Raw genomic sequence first — 18,087 nt, 5'->3', positions numbered from 1 at the left:
GCCGAATTTTTTGGCGCGCTCGATGTACATACTCCAAGACTTCATGAAACCTCCGACGCCCCCGCCTGCTCCGATCGTCTATATCGTCGACGACGACGCCGGCATGAGAACGTCGCTCGCGTGGTTGCTCGAATCGGTCGGCATCCGCTCCGAAGGCTTCGAAAACGCGACGGCTTTCTTCGCACGCTTCGATGCTACGGTCCCGGCATGTTTAGTACTCGACGTACGCATGCCCGAGACGAGCGGTTTCGATGTGCAAGCCGAACTGAACGCCCGCGGCGCGACGCTGCCGGTCATTTTCGTCAGCGGGCATGGCGACATCCCGATGTCGGTGCGCGCGCTGCAGCAGGGCGCGATCGATTTCGTCGAGAAGCCGTACAACTCCCAGCAGATGCTCGAGCGCGTGCAGCGTGCAATCAAGCTTGCGCAGCAGCGGCATGCCGTGAGCGAGCGTCAGCGCGAATTGCGCCGGCGGCTCGATGCGCTGACAGTGCGCGAGAAGGAAGTGCTGCGCGGCGTGATCGACGGGAAGGGCAGCAAGCAGATCGCCTCGGATCTGTCGATCAGCGTGAAGACGGTGGACGTCCATCGGGCGAGCATCAAGGACAAGCTCGGTGCCGCATCGATCGCCGCGCTCGTGCGCGACGTGATGGCGGTGTGGGGCGGCGAAGCGAACGCGCCCCGCTGATATTGATCGTCGGCCGTTCCCTGCGGTTCGCATGTGCTGTCTGCCGGCACGAAATGCGGGCGGCGCGAGCGTCGGATAGAACGAAAGCCGCGATGCCGTGTACCCGGCCTCGCGGCTTTCGTTCAGCGGTCGTCGTCGTGGATCGACGACGGATGCCGGCACAGGGCGCGCGCTTGCACGTCCATGTAAGGGAAGAGTGGCAGTTGGCTCAACAGATCGTGCAGTTGCGCGGGGCTTTCGACGTCGAAGATGCTGACGTTCGCGTACCGGCCCGCGATGCGCCACAGATGCCGCCAGATCCCTTCGCGTTGCAGGCGCTGCGCCATCGCCTTTTCCTCCGCCTTCAGGCTCGCGGCTTTGGCGCTATCCATATCGGGCGGCAGGTTGACGGTCATTTCCACATGAAACAGCATGTTCTCTCCTTGCCGGGTGGCGTGCGGTTCGGTGCCGATCAGCCGTGCGCGCGGACGCGCTCGACATCGGCGGCCGGCACGTTCGCCTGTTCTTTGACCAGCGTGAAGTCGAAGTCGATCAGCGCGAATTGGCCGTCGATGCCGTACGGCTTGCCTTCCGCGCCTTCCGCCTGTTTGACCGCCGGAATGAGGCCGTCGCGGGTCGCGAACGCGAAGTCGTCCCAGATGAGCGGATCGCCTTCGATGTTGATCTGCGTCGTGAGCTTGCGATAGCCGGGCACGGTCACGAAGAAGTGGATGTGCGCCGGACGATGGCCTTCCCGGCCGAGCAGATCGAGCAGCTGCTCGGTCTTGCTGCCCGGCGGCACGCTGTAGCCGACCGGGAGCACACTGCGGAAGCTGTAGCGGCCTTGCGCGTCGGTACGGATCGAGCGGCGCAGGTTGAACGCGGGCTGCGATTGATCGAAGTACGAATAGCAGCCGAGATGGTTGGCATGCCAGACTTCGACGAGTGCGTTCGCCAGCGGCTCGCCGCTATCGCCGCGCACTTGGCCGCGCATGATGAGCGTCTGGCCCGGTTCGGTGCCGTCGTCGAGTCGCGCGTGGCCATTGGATTCCGGCGCTCCCGCGACGTACAGCGGCCCTTCGATCGTACGCGGGGTGCCCCCGCGGATGCCGGCTTTTTCTTCAGCCTCGTCCATCCGCACGTCGAGAAAGCGCTCGAAACCGAGGCCGGGGGCGATCAGGCCAAACTCCTTGCCGGCCTCGTTCAAATAGTTGAGTGCGCCCCAAAACTCGCTCGGTTGCACGTCGAAATCCTCGATCGTGTGGAACAGGTCCTTGACGATCCGATTGACGATCGCGCGCACGCGCGGGTTGCCGGGCTTCTTGGCCGCGTCGTCGAAGGTCTTGAGCAGCGCATCGATGGCTTGCTTGTTCATTCGTGTCTCCAATATCGTGGGATGTATGCGGGAATCAGGGGGCGCGGCGTCGCATCCGTTCGATGCGCGCCCAGTCGAAAGCGATGCCGAGGCCGGGCTCTGTCGGCAGGTGGAGCTTGAAATCCGTGTATTTGAGCGGCTCGACGAGAATGTCCTCGGTGAGCAACAGCGGGCCGAACAATTCGGTTCCCCATTTCAGCGAGCCGAACGTGCTGAACAGTTGGGCCGACGCCATGGTGCCGGCCGCGCCTTCGAGCATTGTGCCGCCGTACAGGTCGATGCCTGCCGCCGCGGCGATCGACGCCACGGCTGCCGCACCCTGCAGGCCGCCGGATTGCGCGATCTTGACGGCGAAGACGTCCGCCGCGCGGCTCGTTGCCAGGGCAAACGCATCCACCGGCCCGCGCAGTGCTTCGTCCGCCATGATCGGGACGTGCGCGAGTTGCGTCAGTCGCTTCAGGCCGGCATGGTTCGTCGCGGGGATAGGCTGCTCGATGAGGCTCACGCCGGCTTCCGCAAGCCGCGGGCCGGCCCAAATCGCGTCGGTTTCGGTCCAGGCTTGGTTCACGTCGATGCGGACATCGCCGCGTTCGCCGAGTGCGCGCTTGATCTCGATCACATGCGCGACATCGTCGGCGACACTGCGCGAGCCGATCTTCAGCTTAAAAGCGCGATGGCGGCGCGCTTCGAGCATCGCTTCGGCTTCCGCGATGTCGCGCCCGGTGTCGCCGCTGGCAAGCGTCCACGCCACGTCGACCGCATCGGTCAAGCGGCCGCCGAACAGTTCGGACAGCGGCACGCCGAGACGGCGAGCCTGCGCATCGAACAGTGCGGTTTCGAGCGCGCATTTCGCGAAGCGGTTGCCTTGAAACAGCTTGCGTACGCGCGCCATCGCGGCGCCCGGACGCGTTGCGTCGCCCCCTTTCAAGAGCGGCGCGAAGTAGGTGTCGATGTTGGTTTTGATGCTTTCGGGGCTTTCCTCGCCATAGGCGAGGCCGCCGATCGTCGTGCCCTCGCCGACGCCTTCGATACCGTCCGAGCATCGAACTCGAACCAGTACAAGCGTCTGACAATTCATCGTGGCGACCGACAGCTTGTGCGGCCGGATGGTCGGCACATCCACGAGCAGCGTCTCGATGCACGCTATAACAGCACTAGTTGATATCATTCGTTCCTCCTGCTGGGGTACATGATAGGAACGAGCGCACGGCAGCGTCCAACACCGTCTTCGAATACTTCCATACTTTCGAGGTATGAAATGGAATTGCGTCAGCTTCGGTACTTCATTGCCGTTGCCGAGGAAATGAACATTACGCGCGCGGCCGAGCGTTTGCACATGACGCAGCCGCCGCTCAGCCGACAGTTGCAAGCGATCGAGGACGAGATCGGCCTGCCGCTGTTCGAACGGGGTGCACGGCCCTTGCGGCTCACCGAGCCGGGGCGTGTGTTTTACGCTCAGGCCAAGCGCCTCGTCGATCAAGCGGACGAACTCGGACCGCTGACTCGGCGGCTTGCGCAGTTGTCCGAGCGGATCGTGATCGGCTTCGTGCCGTCGGCCCTGTACGGTCCCTTACCGGATGCGATCCGCGCGTTTCGCGAGATTCGGCCGGGCGTCGAGTTGTCGATGATCGAAATGTTTACGCTCGAACAGCTCGGTGCGTTGAAGGGAGGGCGGATCGACATCGGATTCGGGCGCCTGCGGTTCGACGACGATCAACTCGTGCGCGAGGCGCTGATCGAGGAGCGCTTGATCGCCGTGCTCCCGGTCGGACATCGGCTAGCCGACCCGAAGCGGCCGTTGTCGCTGGCCGATGTTGCCGGCGAAACGCTGATCGTTTATCCGAGTACGCCGCGGCCGAGTTTTGCGGATCAGCAACTCTCGGCGCTGCGCGACGGCGCGTTGAAACCTTCGGCCGTGCACGAAGTTCGCGAGTTGCAGACCGCGCTCGGCCTCGTCGCCGCGAATGTCGGCGTCACGCTCGTGCCCGAAAGCGTGGAGGGCGTGCGGGTCAAGGGCGTTGTCTATCGCCGCTTGCCGGAGCCGATCGCGACATCCCCGATCATCATGAGCCGGCGGTTGCTGGAGCAAAGCCCGACCATCGAGGCGTTCTGCGCGGTCGCGCGCACGATGTTCGCGCCCGGAGGCTGAACGCCCGCGGGTTCAAGAGGCCGGCAATCGGCGCGTGCGGCGAACGATATCGCTGCAGGTGCTTTCTAGGGCGGTAAAGAAATCTTCAGATGCGGCTGCGGCGCCCATGTGCTACGGTGCGATCCGTATCCCGCGCCGATGTGCCGTGTGGCGTGCGGCGCTTCCTTGCCGAGTTCGATCATGACGTTTCCCGCCGAAGACGATTTCCGCCGTTTGCTCGATGCGCTGACGTCGTGCGTGCTGCTGCACGATGCGCAAACCAAGGCAATCGTCTGGGCGAACCGCGCCGCGTGCGTGGCGCTCGGCTTCTCGGTCGAAGAATTGCTGCCGTTGAAGGCGAGGGACATGACGCGCCCCGAGCCGAAATACCGGCGCGAAATCGGCGTGGGCGCGATGGACCGAGCGATCACCGAAGGGCCGCAGGTGTACGAGTGGTGCTATCGGTCTCGCGCCGGGGTCGATATGTTGTCCGAGGCCGTCGCCACCTACGTGCCGCTGAGCGGGCGCGACGTCGTGATGGTGCAGTTTCGCGACATCAGCGCGGAAGAAGCGACGCGCCAGAAGTTGCGCCGATACGAGGCGCGACTGCGTGAATTCATGCAGGATCTCGACGAAGGCGTCGCGGTGGTGACGCCGAGCGGCGGGGTGCAATTCATCAGCGAATCGGGACGCCGGGTTTTGGGCCTTGCGCCCGACGAAGCGCTCGGCGCCGTGCTCGACTACTGCACCGAAGCCGATCGGGATCGGTTGATCGCGCAGCTGCGCGATGCGCCGAGCGTGCGCCCTTCGGAGCCGCAGCGCTACCGGATCGTGCGGCGCGACGGCACCCCATGCTGGCTGCGCATCACTTGCCGGCACGTGCAAATCGAAGGCGATCTCGACGGCCTGCTCGTTCATTTCCGCGATATCGGCGGCGAGGTGGTGATCGAGGACGCGCGCCGCACCGAGGCGAGAATGCTCGAATACGCGGGGCGCTACAACGCGATGGGCGAGATGGCGACCGTGATCGCACACGAGCTCAGCCAACCGCTCGCGGCGGTGCGCAACTTCATCGAGGGGGCAATCCAGCGCTTGAACGCGGGCGGTGCCGTCGACGACGCAATATGGGGATTGCGCAGCGCGGATCGTCAGGCCGAGCACGCCGCGCTGATCATCAAGAGCGTTCGCGAATACATCGTCAAGCGAGAGCCGGAGGTGGTCGTCGCCGACTTGCGCGACATCCTGTCGGATGTTGCCTATTTTATCGAATTGCGGGCAAGAGAGGCGGGCGTTGCGGTGACCATCGAGCAGGCCGGCGTTCCGCTGCCGATTCGCTGCGAGCGCGTTCTGATCGGGCAGGTGATTCTGAATCTCGCGTTCAACGCGATCGAGGCGTTTGCCGGCTTCGTGCGCGTGCCGAGTACACCGCGCACCCTCGTGCTCGGCACGGCACAGGCGATGGACGGGCTGGCCGAGCTACGCACGATCGACAATGGCCCAGGCGTCGCGGATGAAGCTCACGCCGTATTGTTCGACGGTTTTTTTTCGTCGAAGGCCGGCGGCAATGGAATCGGGCTGTCGCTGTGCAAAAGCATCGTGACGCGCCACGGCGGCAGGATATCGGCCTCGCCGGCCCGAGGCGGCGGGCTCGATTGCCGCTTCGCTCTGCCGAAGAGCCGCACGTAGGCAGAGCGAAGCGGCGCGTCCCGGTCGGCTTACGCTCGGCGTATCCGCTGATAGACGTTCTCGATCGCACGCAGACATATTTCCGGCGATCCGCTTTCCCGCATCTCCTTTGCAACCTGTTCGTTCAGGCCGCCGGCGGTCGACACACTCGCGGCGAGCGTCGAGAATCGATCGGCACTGTTGCGGGCGATCGAACCGAGGCCGGAGTAAAAGGTCGCGAGAAAGCCTTTCGCCGAATCGTAAGTGACGCCTTTCTCAGTCAGCCATTGAGTATAGGTTTCGAGCATGGAGAAGTAGGAGCCCATCAGCGCGGTTGCAGCGCAGAGCGCGTCGAACGGAACCTCTTCGTCGATGCAGATAGCCTCCCCGAGCGGGGCGAATATCTCCGTGGCGAGCTCATCGGTGGGGAAGATGATGGTGGGGCCATTCAAATCGGCAACCATGGGTAAAGGCGCCAGACGGGTGATGCGCGCGACGTTCGGCATCAGTTCCTTGAGCCGGACGTGATTCACCGTGGCGATGAAGCTCAAGACATGATGCGTCGATTTGAAGCGAAGCGGCGATAGCACTTCGTGCGCGACTTGGGGAAGAACGGCAAGGCACACGATGTCGCAATTTTCCAGCACCTCCTGATTGCCGGCCGCGACTTTGACGAACGGGAACTGCGACGCCAAGCGCGCCGCGACGGCGGCATTTCGTGGGGACAGCCATACCTCCGAAGGCTGACCCGATACCTTCGCTAGCCCCGTTACGACAGCCTCGGTGATCGAGCCTGTTCCGATAAAACCGATCTTCCTACTCATAGGTTCCTCACTTCGCACGGAAAGGGCAGGGGATCAAAGTTCGGCTTCACGCGATTGATACTGCGCAAGCATCTTGCGCAGTTTCTCGCGTAGCTCCATCGAAGCCGGTTGAAGCGGCGTGAGCACGTCGCCGAAATCGTTGCCCATGATCGCCAGGGCAGCTTTGATCGGAGCAGGGTTCGGCTCCGAGAACAACGCGTCGATCAGCGGGCGCATGTTTGCGGCGTGGAAGGCCGTGGCTTCCGCGAGCTTGCCTTGCAATCCGAGCGAAAGAAGATGGAGCCAGTGCTTCGGAATCACGGTGGACGTGCCGACGATTCCGCCGACCGCGCCCATTGCCACATGCAGCGGGAAGACATCTTCCTCGCCGCTGAGGATCGACATGTTCTTGCCGGCGGCCTGGACGACGCGGACCTGCTGCGAGAGATCCGGGCTGCATGCCTTGATGCCCACCACACGCGTCATTTCGGCGAGCGACGCGATCGTTTCGACGGTCAACGGCACGCCGGTACGGTAGGGAATGTCATACAGGACGATGTCGGCATCGATTTCGTCCGAGAAGCGCTTGTAGTAGTCGAGAATCCCTTGCTGCGTCGGGCGGTAGTAGTAGGGCGTGACGACCATCAGCGCCTTCGCGCCCTCGGCGGTAAAGGCCCTTGCATTGTCGAGCGCGTCGCCGATACCCGGGGAAATGATGCCGGGGATGACCGGCACTTTGCCGTTCACGGCTTCGATTGCGGCGGCAACGACTTTGCGGCGCTCGTCCGCTGCGATCGCCGTGTATTCCCCCGTTCCGCCCAGCGGCACGATGCCATGGACGCCGGCTTCGAGAAGATGCTTGATTTGCCGTTTGAGCGGCTCGCCGACAAACCGGCCGTTTCCGTCGAAAGGTGTCGGAACGGCGGTAAAGATGCCCTTGTATTGGGATTGCGTCGTCATATGAGTAGCCTCGAATGGGTGGAGAGGAACGGCATCGGTGCCGCACGGAACAAACCTTAAGTGCTGTATTTCACGTTCATTGCGTCGATCGCGGGCGCTTATAGTTTTTATCGGCGGACTTTATGTACGCTGCTCGGGATTGGCTCCGAAAACATTCGGATTTTGCGAGTTCAAGGCCGCTTTAGAAAACGAAGCAAGCGCGCGGGGCAGTCCACGCAGTTCATCCTCGATCGCGTGAAGCAGGTCCGTCATCAACGTGTCGCTGCTGCCGGGCGGCGGGCTTTCGGCGCTACTCGCCGTCGCGATCGCGCATTGGGCGGCACAGTCGCCGCGCAAGCGCCCCGCGATCTCCATTTCGAGCGCGTGAACCCCGGCTCGAGGGGTGCCGTAGTGCTGCGCGGCGAAGGCCCCGGCGATCTGTCCGTTGACGACCCAAGAGCGCCCATGTGCACGCACGGTGTCGGTGAGCGCCTTCACTAGCCGTGGATCGCAGGCTTTGCCCAGGTTCGTGCCGATGTTGCAATCGAGCGCGCCGGGCTGTAGCCGGTACGGCGACAGCCACCAACTCGCATGGGAGACGAGCAGCAAGACGTTTTCGTGCAGGCCGCGCAGCCGCTCCAGTTCGGCGACGACGACATCGTGAAACGGCCGCCAATACTGTTCGACTCTTCGTTCGACTTCCTCCAGGTCGAGCTCCGCCCCTGGCTCGTAAAGGGCTTCGTTCCCCGCGTTGTAGGTTCGGCACAGGCGAAGATGCCCGAAGCTCGGCGCGAGCGAACGCCTGTCGGCAGCCACATTGAAGTCGATGACGCAAGGGTTGAAGCGCGCCGTGATCAGCGATGCGCCGGCGCGCCGCGCCGCCGTTTGAAGCAGCATTCCGGCGGGGTCGACGATGCGCCCTTGTACCGGCGCCCACGCAGTGTGCCGGCGCAGTTCGGACGGCACGTCGGTGCCCGTATGCGGCGTGACGACGAGGATCGGCGAGTCCGCACGGACGATTGAATCGCATCCTGGAGTTTGCATGTCGAACGCCCTTTCGATTGTTCGCGTTTCATCTGACGCATGACGCATCGCGGGTTCGGGACGCTCGCACGTCCACGCTGCGAATCCTAGTGGACCCCAAGTGGAATCTAGGCGCTCATAAACGCCGTCAATTGTTTCTATAAGCGCTCGCGAAGCAACGTTGCGGAATATTTTCAGGCACTAACTTTTCTCCATGAGGCCGTTTGACGTCTTCCCGGATACGCCCGTACCCAACCGCACGCCTCCTTACAAAAAGGTAATGCCATGACTTCGAACTCGAAACCGGATCTTCCCCGACGCAGGTTCATGCAGGCGACAGGCGCCGCGCTGCTGACCGGCGCGATCGGCGCACCGATGGTGATCACCTCCCGCAAGGCAATGGCGGCGGGAAACCTCGTCGTGGTGAGCTGGGGGGGCAACTATCACACCGGTGTCGAAGAAGCGCTGGCCAAGCCTTTCGAAAAGGAATTCGGCATCCATGTGACGCTTGTCGACACCCCCGATCTTGCGAAGGTCAAGGCGCAGGTGATGACCAACAACGTGGAGTGGGACGTGTTCGATGCCGTCGGTCCGATGGCCATGACCGGATCGAAGGACGGCTTTTGGGAGCCGCTCGATCCAGCGCTTTTCAATACGAAGGACCTGATCAAACCGTTGACGAAGGACGGCGTGCCGTTTTACAGCGCCACCGGCGGCATGTGCTGGAACAACAATAAATTTCCCGACGGCAAGCATCCCCTGACCTTTGCCGAATACTTCGATTTCAAAAAATTTCCCGGCCGGCGCACGCTCCGCAATCGAGTGAGCGAGACGCTCGAAATCGCGCTGCTCGCCGATGGCGTGCCTCCGGAAAAAATCTACCCGCTCGACGTCGAGCGTGCGTTCAAAGCGCTGGATCGCGTCAAACCGTATATCGCGAACTGGGTCGACCAGACACCGCAGACGGTGACGCTCGTCGAGACGGGGCAAGTCGACTTCAGCTACACGTATGCGACGCGTGTCAAGGCAGCACAGGAGTCTTCCCTCCCGATTGATTTCTCGTTCAAGCAAAACCTCATCATGTTCGAGTATCTCGTGGTGCTGAAGAACGCGCCGAACAAGGCGAATGCGATGAAGTTCCTGCAATTCGCCTTGCGTCCGGACAGGCAAGCCGCATTGATGGACTTGCACGGCAACACGCCGGCTAGCCGTGCGGCGTTGCCGATGATGAAGCCCGACGTGCGCAAGTGGTTGTCCGATCCCACGAGCAAGGCCAATTTGGTCATCAACGACGCGTGGTGGGCCGATCACTACGATGAACTGTCGCTGCGGTTCAAGGAATGGGTGATGGGCTGAGCGAGATGGGTGCGGACCGGCTCGGCTCGGCTCGGCTCGGCTCGGCTCGGCCAAGCGCCTGCGAACTCGATCGGCACGGCACAGTACGGCTTTGAAAAGGAGGAGCGATGAGATGGCGCAATGAGGGGCTGCTTTACGTTGGGCCCGCCACTATCTTCATGTTTTTGGTGTTGTTCGTGCCGATTGCCTATGTCGTGTACACGAGCTTCTGGACTGCGAGCGGCCCCTCGCTCGCGGCCTACGAGCGGCTCGCGCACAGCGCGCTCTTCCTGCGCACGCTATGGTCGACGTTCGCGATCAGCATCACCGCCGCGCTTGCGAGCCTGCTGCTCGGCTATCCGATTGCGATGCATCTGGCCCGGCAGAAGCCGCGCAAGCGAGCGGTCTACATGGTGCTCGTGCTGGTGCCGTTCTGGACGAGCATCCTCGTGAAGAGCTACGCGTTCACCGTGCTACTCGGCCGCGACGGCATCGTCAATAAACTGCTCTCCGCGCTCTTTCATGCGCCGATTCACCTGCCGCTGCTGTTCAATCGGTTCGGCGTGATGGTCGGCATGACGAACTACTTGATTCCGTTCGTGGTTTTTCCGGTTTTGGCCAGCCTGCTGGCGATCGACCGCTCGATCTATTTCGCCTCGGAGATCGCCGGCGCGCGGCCACCACGCATCTTCTGGCGGGTCACGCTGCCGCTCAGCATGCCCGGCGTCGTAGCGGCGGTGCTCAGCACGTCGGTGATGTCGATGGGGTTCTTCGTGATTCCGGCACTGCTCGGCGGCCGCAAGGACGCGATGATGTCCAATCTGGTCGACTTCTACACGCGCGAGGCGCTCGACTGGAACATGGCCTCGGCGATCGGCGTGATTCTGCTCGGCATCGTGGTGCTCGCCGCGCTGGGCGGCGAATGGCTCCAGAAGCGAGGCATGCAGCGCAGTACTCAAGGGAGGGCCTTCGTATGACTCCATCGACACAAATGGCGTTGCCCAAACGTAGCTCGGTGGTGGTCGACCGGCTCGCGCGGCGCTATGCGGGGCTTGGCAATGTCGCCGCGTTTGCGGTCTACGCGTTCATTCTCGTGCCGACGCTGATCGTCATCCCGATCTCGTTCGGCGGCAGCGGCGAGATGAGTTTTCCGCCGCGTGTCTGGACGTTCGAGCTCTACCGGCAGTTGTTTTCGGCGAGCAGCTGGGTCGGACCGATCCTGCAGAGCATCCGGGTCGCGGGGCTAACGATGGTGATATCGGTCGTGCTCGGTGTGCCCGCGTCCTATGGGCTCGTGCGCTTCGACTTTCCGGGAAAGCGCCTCGTCATGCTGCTGATGATGAGTCCGATCCTCGTCCCCGTCATCGTGGTCGCACTCGGGCTCTATCTCTATCTGTCGCGATTGCACCTGGTCGGCACGACGGCCGGGCTCGTCGCGAGCCACGTCGCGTACGTGACGCCCTTCATGATGATGACGGTCATGGCCGGCGTGAAGAAGCTGGATCCGGCGCTCGAATTCGCGACGACCATCATGGGCGCGAAGCGCGGCACGGTGTTCTTGAAGGTCGTGATGCCGCAACTGGGGCCATCGATCTTCGCCGGAGCACTGTTCGCGTTTCTGGTCTCGTTCGACGAAGTCGTGCTCGCATGGTTTTTGACAAGCCCGGCCACGACAACCCTCCCGGTGAAGATGTACAGCAGCATCCAGTGGGACATTTCGCCCGTGATCGCCGCGGTATCGGCGTTGCTCACGGTGCTCTCGCTGGTGTTTTGCTGCTTGTCGGCGTTCTTGCAGCCGCGGGCACCGCAGTCACACTAATGTTGGAGAAATGCATGTCTCACGTACTGCTGAACAACGAAGGGCGGCGCGCCGCGGGTGGGAGACCGGAAGACGGCGCGGCATCGCGCGCGGCGTGTGGGGTGACAGGAATGAAAGACGCCATCTCGTTCGAGGGGGTTGCCAAGGCATACGGCGATTCGACGGCCCTTCACACGACCAATCTCGCGGTGCGCGAGGGCGAGTTCCTGAGCTTGCTCGGCCCGAGCGGCTCGGGCAAGAGCACGATCTTGAACATCATCGCGGGCGCGGTGGCGCCCACGAGCGGCCGAGTGCTGCTGGACGGCAAGGATGTGTCGACGGTGCCGCCGCGTGAGCGCGGGCTCGGCATGGTGTTTCAGAACTATGCGCTGCTGCCGCACCTGAACGTGTTCGACAACGTCGCATTCCCGTTGCGCATCCGCGGCCTAGGCAAGGATGAAATCGCGACGCGCGTGCGCGGCGCACTGGAGCGGGTAGGCTTGACGGGCTACGAGCGGCGCCGGCCGCGCGAGATGTCGGGCGGTCAGCAACAGCGCGTCGGGATTGCACGCTGTATCGTCTATTCACCCTCGGTGATCTTGATGGACGAGCCGCTCGGCGCGCTCGACAAGAAACTGCGCGATCAGCTGCAAGGCGAAATCAAGCGGCTGCATAAGGATCTCGGCACGACGCTCGTCTATGTCACGCACGATCAAGAGGAAGCGCTCAATCTCTCGGACCGCGTGTGTCTCATGAACGGAGGACGCATCGCGCAGATCGGCACGCCCGACGAGTTGTATTTCGAGCCGGTCAGCGAATTCGTCGCCGATTTCGTCGGCGAGTCGAATCTGATCGAAGGAACGGTCATGGCCGACGGCCGGGTGACCACAGCCGACGGCCTTGCACTCGCGGTGCACAGCACAGACGGTCGGGCCGTGGGGGCGCGTGTGAAGGTGTTGGTCCGGCCTGAAAAGATCGCGGCGCTCGACGGCGAGTCGTCCGTCGCGAACGGCGAAAACGTATGCATCGGCACGGTTGTGCAGACCTCGTTCGTCGGCGGGATGTCGCGCATCGAACTGCAGCGCCCGGGCGGTGCGCCATTGCTCGTCAAGACGATTTCGACGCGTGCCGCCGAGCGGCTGCCGGTAGGGCAGCCGGTGACCGTGCGGTGGTCGGCTCGCGACAGCATCGTACTCAAAAACTAGGACGGACATGGAAACGGAAAAGATCGTCGAAGCGATGCGCGAATGCGTGGGCGCGACCGATGTCGTCGGCAACGCCGTGGAGATGGCTCATCATTTGATCGACTGGCGCAAGCGTCACTCCGGCGTGGCCGCCTGCGTGGTGTTTCCGCGCAGCGTCGAGCAGGTGTCGCGCGTGCTGGCCTTTTGCAACGCCAACGGGATCAAGGTGTTCCCCCAGGGCGGCAATACCAGCGTGTGCGGCGGCTCGGTGCCGGATGCGAACGGGAGCAGCATTCTCCTGAATCTCGCGAAGATGAACCGCATCGTCGAACTCAATGCGGCGGACAACTCCGTCACGGTCGAGGCCGGCTGCATTCTCGCCGACATCCAGCAAGCCGCGCTCGACGCTGATCGGATGTTTCCGCTCACACTCGGGGCCGAAGGCTCGTGCCAGATCGGCGGAAACATCTCCACCAACGCGGGCGGCACCAATGTCGTTCGCTTCGGCAACACGCGCGATCTGGTGCTCGGTCTGCAGGTCGTATTGGCGGACGGCCGCATATGGAACGGGCTTCGAACGCTGCGCAAGAACAACAGCGGCTACGATTTGAGAAACCTCTTCGTCGGCGCGGAGGGAACGCTCGGAATCGTGACTGCCGCCAGCCTGAAGCTCTATCCGCGCCCTTGCGCGAAAGCCACTACGATGCTGGGCTTTCATGACGTGCGGGCTGCGGTGACCGAAGGCGTCAAGCTTCAGGCGCGGTTTCCGAGCGAACTCGTCGGCCTGGAAGTGATTTCCCGCAGCGAGTTCGAAATATCGCTCAAGCATGCGGCGAAAACGCGCAACCCATTCGAGAAGACGCCGGAGTGGGTGGTTCTCGTCGAACTCGCCGCGACATCGGGCTCGAGCGAGGCACTGACGGACCAGCTGACCGACTATCTGCGTGGCTCGTTCGAAGAGGGCACGATTCAAGACGCTGTTGTCGCATCCACGGAACAGCAACGCGCCGATCTCTGGAAGATTCGCCATAGCGTGACGGAATCCAACATGAAGGAGGGGATGGGGCTGACGCACGACATTGCGGTTCCGACTTACCGGATCCCCGACTTCGTCGAACAGGCCGGCGAAGCGCTGGCGCGGCATTATCCGGACACGGTTCCGGTCGTGGTCGGGCATATGGGCGACGGCAATCTTCACTACATCGTCATGTTCAGCCACGAGCACTGGGCTCGGATCTCCGACAAGCCACGAACGCAGCTCGAATTGAGCCATCTGCTCTACGACATCGCGGCGGGAATGGGCGGCACGTTCAGCGCGGAGCATGGCATCGGCGCGCTGCACGTTCCCGAGATGTCTAAATACAAGGATCCCGTCGAGGTCGCGTTGATGCAGTCGATCAAGAACCTGCTCGATCCTCTCGACACGATGAACCCGCGCAGAGTCTTGCCGAAGTGACCGCTCGGGAGAGCGTGCGCGCGCATACGGTAAAGGCTTCCTTGTGGCTAGGAGTCAGTAATTCCCCCATTGGACGCCGGCCCCTACGAGGCCCTACTATGTCTACTGTGTGTAGACACACGGCTGCCTTTCCATGAAAGAAATTTCGGGCGAGCAATATCCCGAGTGGGACCTGTTGGTCAGTTGGGTCGCGGTCGTCGCGTCCGGCTCCATATCGCGAGCTGCTAGCCAACTCGGCATTTCCCAAGCAGGGCTCTCGCAGCGCGTCATGGCGCTCGAGAGCACGCTGGACGCGAATTTACTGGATCGGACGACGCGACCCGCTCGACCGACCGACGCGGGAAAACGGTTGTATGAGCAAGCAACGATTCTGCTGCAGAGCGCCGATCAAATGGTCGACAGCGTCCGCAACCTCACGCGCGCGAAACGCAACGTCGTGCGATTGGGGTGCATCGATTCGTTCGCCGCCGTCGTTGGCCCGATGATCATCAAGGCGCTCGTCGGAACGTCGCACCAGGTCCGGCTTTGGTCGGGCATGTCGTCCGTGCTTCATGGCCAGCTCGAGAGCCGGCAGCTCGATCTGGCCGTCACCAATCGCGGCCCCGCCGAATCCGCCGGCATTCATTGCCAGCTCCTGTTTTCCGAGCCGTATGTGGTCGTGTTGCCCGCGTCGTTCCAAATCGATCGGCTGACGACCTTGACCGAACTCAGCAGCCATCTGCAATTCATTCGCTACAGTGCCAGGCAGATCGTCGGGCAGGAAATCGAACACTGTCTGCAGCTGCATTCGGAAAACATCGAACGAAGCTGCGAGTTCGATGCGTCCGATCCGCTGATGAGCCTCGTCGCCGCGGGGATCGGTTTTGCATTGACCACCCCCTTGTGCATCTGGCAGTCCCGGCTGTACTTGCCCGATCTCAAGGTCCTGCCGCTGTCGGCTTTCTCGGGCAACGGCCGTCCCTACGCGGAAATGATCCGCTCGTTCTACATGTGCTTTCGCGAAAACGAACTCGGCAGCCTGCCGAGATCGCTGCACGATTTGATTCGCGTCGGATACGAATCGCAGATCGCGAAAGAGATGGCCCACGGCCTCGGCATGCCGGTCGATCAAGTCTACCTGCACCCGTGAGCTCGCTCACGCGGTGACGCGCTCAACCGCAACGCAGTCCTCGGCGGGATACCGTCCCCGACGCGGGAGACGCATGGCCTCGCGCTAGGTATTTCCCCGAAGCCTTGATTCGTTGATATAAGGTCGAGTGACCTATAGAATAAACGAATCGCATCCACCGGACACGTTCGGCTTTGGATGGAGCTACGGTTTTGATCTGGAAATATCCAAATTTTCATTGATCGTGAATATATGTTCATCCCGTGTCGGGCCGACACGATTCCGTATTTATAGGTCAATCGAACCAGTTTTGAAGGGCGGGGTTAGAAGAACATATGATCGGCAACCAAACCGTCAAAGCTAGGCTGCTCCAAACGCTTGCTCTGCTATCCGTGCTGATGGTCGCCGGAAACTTGATGGGACTGTTGAATGGCTACCGCGCGTTGGTTGCGATGGAGCGTATCAATCGCGTCGATGCCCGAGGCGTCGAGCTTCTGATGACGATCAAAGCGGATACGCTGGATATCGTTGCCACGTACTCATCGTTGGGTTCGTTTCAGAGTTCGGACCGTCCGGCTTTGCTGAAAGGCGTGGACGATGACATGAGGCGGATAGACGGCAGCCGGACAGCGTATCTGAGCCTCCAGGATTTCGACGCACATCCGTTGGAACAGTCGGCGTTCGTCGGGAATCTAGGCAGGTTGCGGTCGTTCCTCGAAGGCATGAAGGCGAAGCGGTCCTCCATGGATGCAACGGCATTGGGTAGGGAGATGACTCAATCGTTCGACACGTATGTCGCCTTCGAGGCATCGCTCGAGAAGCTGATAGACATCCGAAAAAGGGATGCCGACGCGCGCTTTCTAGCTGCTCGGCGGCAGACGAAGCAACAACTCGTCGTGCTCGTCCTCATCTGCGTATGCGGGTTGACGGTGGCAACGGCGAGCTATGTCTCGTTGTCGAGAAAGGTGATTCGGCCGATCGGCGATGCGGCCGAGGATTGTGAGCGCATTGCGTCGGGCGATCTATGCGCGACCCGCCCCAAGCCCATGCACGGCGGAGAAATCGGAAGATTATTCGATGCGTTCACGCATATGGAGACGAGCCTGAACGAAATTGTCGGTGACGTTCGCCGCGGCAGCGAGTCGGTTGCGAACGCCACGGTGCAGATCGCAATGGGCAATGCCGATCTGTCGCAGCGCACCGAGAGACAGGTGGCGGGCTTGCAAGCCGTGGTCGAAGATTTGCAGGAGCTCGCGGCTCGGGTCGAGCGGAACTCGAATCGTGCCGGCGCCGCTCTCGCGGTAGTGTCCGACGTGGCCGGCATCGCCGCCAGCGGGCGCGAAGAAATGAACAAGGTCGTGTCGACGATGCATCGTATCGTTCAAGGCTCGTCGAGAATGAACGAGATCATCGATGCGATCGAATCGTTGTCGTTTCAAACCAATATTCTGGCGCTCAACGCCGCGGTGGAATCGGCTCGGGCCGGCGAGCACGGCAGAGGGTTTGCCGTCGTGGCATCCGAGGTCCGAAATCTCGCCCAGCGTTCAGCGGCGGCCGCGCGTGAAATCAGTGAACTGATCCGCCATTCGTCGCACGAGATCGGCCAAGGGAGCGAGCTAGTCGGCACCGCAGGGCGGCAGATGGATCGAATCACCGACGCCGTTCGGGAAGCAAGCGTCCTCATGGAAGAAATCGCCGAAGTCTCGACCGTGCAGAGCGACGACATCAATCGCACCAAGGTGGCACTTGGCCAAATCGAACAAACCACACTGCAAAACGCGGCGCTGGTGGAGCAGGCGTCGGCGGCTGCCGACGAGTTGCAGGCGGAGGCCAGTCGGTTGGCCTCCGCCATGCAGTTTTTTACGACGAAGGAGATGGCGGGAATCTAACGTTTCACGGCGGCCTTGCGGATACGCATTGACTAGGTCCATTGTTGGAGCGCTCCGTCATCTCCTCGCGCGCAAAGCACTAACCGTTCTGGCGAGCAAGTTCGGCGCGATACAGCCCGAGCTCTTCTTCGAACCCTCGTGCGGCGGCCGGGCGAGCGGAAAAACGCTTGAAAAAGCCGAGCACGGCGGGCCATTGCGATAAGTCGATGTCGCAGTAACGCGCCCAATTCAATACGACGCCCAGATAGATGTCGGCCACGCTGAAGCGATCGAGCAGCCATTCCCGCGAGGCTAGATGGGCCTGCAGCGCCCCCATCCGAAGCGGCACGTGCTCGCGCGCATAGCGCTTGACTTCGTCGCTCGCTTCCTTGTCCAGCATCGGAACGAACACCGCCTTGTGCAATTCGGTACTGATAAATCCAAGCCACTGCTGAAGCCGAGCACGTTCGAAACCACCGATCGGCGCCAGCTTCGCGGCAGGAAAATGATCGGCCACGTAAGGCAGGATGGCCACGTTTTCATAGAGCAACGTGCCGTCGTCCGTGCGCAAAACCGGCACCTGGCCAAGCGGATTGATCGCGAAAAACTCGCTGCCGTCCTCCACGCGCTTGAGCTTGTTATCCACCTGCACGTACCTCGCGTCATAGCCTGCTTCGTAGAACGCGATACGCGTGGCCAGCGAGCACGCAAGCGGCGAAAAGTACAGATCCATGTCTC

Annotated in this window: 17 protein-coding genes; 10 read left to right on the top strand and 7 right to left on the bottom strand. The window is 62.1% G+C overall.

Annotation, left to right across the window (positions count from 1 at the left end):
* Nucleotides 1–43 precede the first annotated feature (43 nt).
* Nucleotides 44–688, top strand: coding sequence for a response regulator transcription factor (locus DWV00_RS24200; RefSeq protein WP_115536290.1), 645 nt, complete (start codon nucleotides 44–46; stop codon nucleotides 686–688).
* Between the two features lie 122 nt (nucleotides 689–810).
* Here DWV00_RS24200 and catC read toward each other — a convergent pair whose 3' ends face one another.
* From catC to DWV00_RS24185, 3 genes are read right to left on the bottom strand one after another with little or no spacing between them, the layout of a single operon-like run.
* Nucleotides 811–1,101 (bottom strand): muconolactone Delta-isomerase, encoded by a 291-nt coding sequence (catC, locus tag DWV00_RS24195; RefSeq protein WP_115536155.1) that lies wholly within the window; start codon nucleotides 1,099–1,101, stop codon nucleotides 811–813.
* Between the two features lie 38 nt (nucleotides 1,102–1,139).
* A complete protein-coding gene (gene catA / locus DWV00_RS24190; protein ID WP_115536154.1) occupies nucleotides 1,140–2,042 on the bottom strand; it encodes a catechol 1,2-dioxygenase in 903 nt (300 codons plus the stop codon).
* 34 nt (nucleotides 2,043–2,076) lie between these two features.
* Nucleotides 2,077–3,210, bottom strand: coding sequence for a muconate/chloromuconate family cycloisomerase (locus DWV00_RS24185; RefSeq protein WP_115536153.1), 1,134 nt, complete (start codon nucleotides 3,208–3,210; stop codon nucleotides 2,077–2,079).
* A 90-nt stretch (nucleotides 3,211–3,300) separates the two neighbouring features.
* Here DWV00_RS24185 and DWV00_RS24180 point away from each other — a divergent pair, with 90 nt between their 5' ends.
* Nucleotides 3,301–4,191, top strand: coding sequence for a LysR family transcriptional regulator (locus DWV00_RS24180; protein WP_115536152.1), 891 nt, complete (start codon nucleotides 3,301–3,303; stop codon nucleotides 4,189–4,191).
* 180 nt (nucleotides 4,192–4,371) lie between these two features.
* Entirely contained in the window at nucleotides 4,372–5,856 is a 1,485-nt protein-coding gene (locus DWV00_RS24175) for a PAS domain-containing sensor histidine kinase (protein ID WP_115536151.1), read from the top strand.
* Nucleotides 5,857–5,885: 29 nt separating this feature from the next.
* Here the strand turns inward: DWV00_RS24175 and DWV00_RS24170 are convergent, their stop codons facing one another.
* The 3 genes from DWV00_RS24170 to DWV00_RS24160 form a co-directional block, all read right to left on the bottom strand.
* The gene (locus tag DWV00_RS24170) at nucleotides 5,886–6,659 is read right to left on the bottom strand and encodes a pyrroline-5-carboxylate reductase (RefSeq protein ID WP_115536150.1); all 774 of its coding nucleotides are present in this window, start codon (nucleotides 6,657–6,659) and stop codon (nucleotides 5,886–5,888) included.
* Between the two features lie 33 nt (nucleotides 6,660–6,692).
* Nucleotides 6,693–7,598: a 4-hydroxy-tetrahydrodipicolinate synthase gene (gene dapA / locus DWV00_RS24165; RefSeq protein ID WP_115536149.1), complete on the bottom strand. Its 906-nt coding sequence runs from the start codon at nucleotides 7,596–7,598 to the stop codon at nucleotides 6,693–6,695.
* Between the two features lie 120 nt (nucleotides 7,599–7,718).
* Nucleotides 7,719–8,621 (bottom strand): N-formylglutamate amidohydrolase, encoded by a 903-nt coding sequence (locus DWV00_RS24160; RefSeq protein WP_115536148.1) that lies wholly within the window; start codon nucleotides 8,619–8,621, stop codon nucleotides 7,719–7,721.
* Nucleotides 8,622–8,885: 264 nt separating this feature from the next.
* On the opposite strand from DWV00_RS24160, the gene DWV00_RS24155 reads away from it, so the two are divergent.
* The 7 genes from DWV00_RS24155 (at nucleotide 8,886) to DWV00_RS24125 (ending at nucleotide 17,370) form a co-directional block, all read left to right on the top strand.
* On the top strand, nucleotides 8,886–9,956 hold the full coding sequence (locus DWV00_RS24155; protein ID WP_115536147.1) for an ABC transporter substrate-binding protein: 1,071 nt from the start codon (nucleotides 8,886–8,888) through the stop codon (nucleotides 9,954–9,956).
* A gap of 107 nt (nucleotides 9,957–10,063) precedes the next feature.
* Nucleotides 10,064–10,912 (top strand): ABC transporter permease, encoded by an 849-nt coding sequence (locus DWV00_RS24150; protein ID WP_115536146.1) that lies wholly within the window; start codon nucleotides 10,064–10,066, stop codon nucleotides 10,910–10,912.
* On the top strand, nucleotides 10,909–11,754 hold the full coding sequence (locus DWV00_RS24145; protein ID WP_115536145.1) for an ABC transporter permease: 846 nt from the start codon (nucleotides 10,909–10,911) through the stop codon (nucleotides 11,752–11,754). Before DWV00_RS24150 ends, DWV00_RS24145 begins: the two co-directional genes overlap by 4 nt.
* Before the next feature lie 14 nt (nucleotides 11,755–11,768).
* Nucleotides 11,769–12,938: an ABC transporter ATP-binding protein gene (locus DWV00_RS24140; protein WP_115536289.1), complete on the top strand. Its 1,170-nt coding sequence runs from the start codon at nucleotides 11,769–11,771 to the stop codon at nucleotides 12,936–12,938.
* Nucleotides 12,939–12,945: 7 nt separating this feature from the next.
* Nucleotides 12,946–14,373, top strand: a complete 1,428-nt coding sequence (locus DWV00_RS24135) for an FAD-binding oxidoreductase (protein WP_115536144.1) — start codon at nucleotides 12,946–12,948, stop codon at nucleotides 14,371–14,373.
* A gap of 133 nt (nucleotides 14,374–14,506) precedes the next feature.
* The gene (locus DWV00_RS24130; RefSeq protein ID WP_115536143.1) at nucleotides 14,507–15,502 is read left to right on the top strand and encodes a LysR family transcriptional regulator; all 996 of its coding nucleotides are present in this window, start codon (nucleotides 14,507–14,509) and stop codon (nucleotides 15,500–15,502) included.
* Between the two features lie 314 nt (nucleotides 15,503–15,816).
* A complete protein-coding gene (locus tag DWV00_RS24125; protein ID WP_115536142.1) occupies nucleotides 15,817–17,370 on the top strand; it encodes a methyl-accepting chemotaxis protein in 1,554 nt (517 codons plus the stop codon).
* Nucleotides 17,371–17,449: 79 nt separating this feature from the next.
* Here the strand turns inward: DWV00_RS24125 and DWV00_RS24120 are convergent, their stop codons facing one another.
* A complete protein-coding gene (locus DWV00_RS24120) occupies nucleotides 17,450–18,082 on the bottom strand; it encodes a glutathione binding-like protein (RefSeq protein ID WP_115536141.1) in 633 nt (210 codons plus the stop codon).
* Nucleotides 18,083–18,087 lie beyond the last annotated feature (5 nt).

It is taken from the genome of Trinickia dinghuensis, from assembly GCF_003367175.1.
Classification (GTDB): domain Bacteria; phylum Pseudomonadota; class Gammaproteobacteria; order Burkholderiales; family Burkholderiaceae; genus Trinickia; species Trinickia dinghuensis.
This window is presented reverse-complemented; position numbering and strand designations above follow the sequence as displayed.

Bases quoted from the DNA above. Each gene is read 5' to 3' on its own strand.
- DWV00_RS24130 (WP_115536143.1), top strand. From the start codon at position 14,507: ATGAAAGAAATTTCGGGCGAGCAATATCCCGAGTGGGACCTGTTGGTC.
- DWV00_RS24160 (WP_115536148.1), bottom strand. From the start codon at position 8,621: ATGCAAACTCCAGGATGCGATTCAATCGTCCGTGCGGACTCGCCGATC.
- DWV00_RS24170 (WP_115536150.1), bottom strand. From the start codon at position 6,659: ATGAGTAGGAAGATCGGTTTTATCGGAACAGGCTCGATCACCGAGGCT.
- DWV00_RS24180 (WP_115536152.1), top strand. From the start codon at position 3,301: ATGGAATTGCGTCAGCTTCGGTACTTCATTGCCGTTGCCGAGGAAATG.
- catA (WP_115536154.1), bottom strand. From the start codon at position 2,042: ATGAACAAGCAAGCCATCGATGCGCTGCTCAAGACCTTCGACGACGCG.
- DWV00_RS24140 (WP_115536289.1), top strand. From the start codon at position 11,769: ATGTCTCACGTACTGCTGAACAACGAAGGGCGGCGCGCCGCGGGTGGG.
- DWV00_RS24125 (WP_115536142.1), top strand. From the start codon at position 15,817: ATGATCGGCAACCAAACCGTCAAAGCTAGGCTGCTCCAAACGCTTGCT.
- dapA (WP_115536149.1), bottom strand. From the start codon at position 7,598: ATGACGACGCAATCCCAATACAAGGGCATCTTTACCGCCGTTCCGACA.
- DWV00_RS24150 (WP_115536146.1), top strand. From the start codon at position 10,064: ATGAGATGGCGCAATGAGGGGCTGCTTTACGTTGGGCCCGCCACTATC.
- DWV00_RS24200 (WP_115536290.1), top strand. From the start codon at position 44: ATGAAACCTCCGACGCCCCCGCCTGCTCCGATCGTCTATATCGTCGAC.
- DWV00_RS24120 (WP_115536141.1), bottom strand. From the start codon at position 18,082: ATGGATCTGTACTTTTCGCCGCTTGCGTGCTCGCTGGCCACGCGTATC.
- DWV00_RS24145 (WP_115536145.1), top strand. From the start codon at position 10,909: ATGACTCCATCGACACAAATGGCGTTGCCCAAACGTAGCTCGGTGGTG.
- catC (WP_115536155.1), bottom strand. From the start codon at position 1,101: ATGCTGTTTCATGTGGAAATGACCGTCAACCTGCCGCCCGATATGGAT.
- DWV00_RS24185 (WP_115536153.1), bottom strand. From the start codon at position 3,210: ATGATATCAACTAGTGCTGTTATAGCGTGCATCGAGACGCTGCTCGTG.
- DWV00_RS24135 (WP_115536144.1), top strand. From the start codon at position 12,946: ATGGAAACGGAAAAGATCGTCGAAGCGATGCGCGAATGCGTGGGCGCG.
- DWV00_RS24155 (WP_115536147.1), top strand. From the start codon at position 8,886: ATGACTTCGAACTCGAAACCGGATCTTCCCCGACGCAGGTTCATGCAG.
- DWV00_RS24175 (WP_115536151.1), top strand. From the start codon at position 4,372: ATGACGTTTCCCGCCGAAGACGATTTCCGCCGTTTGCTCGATGCGCTG.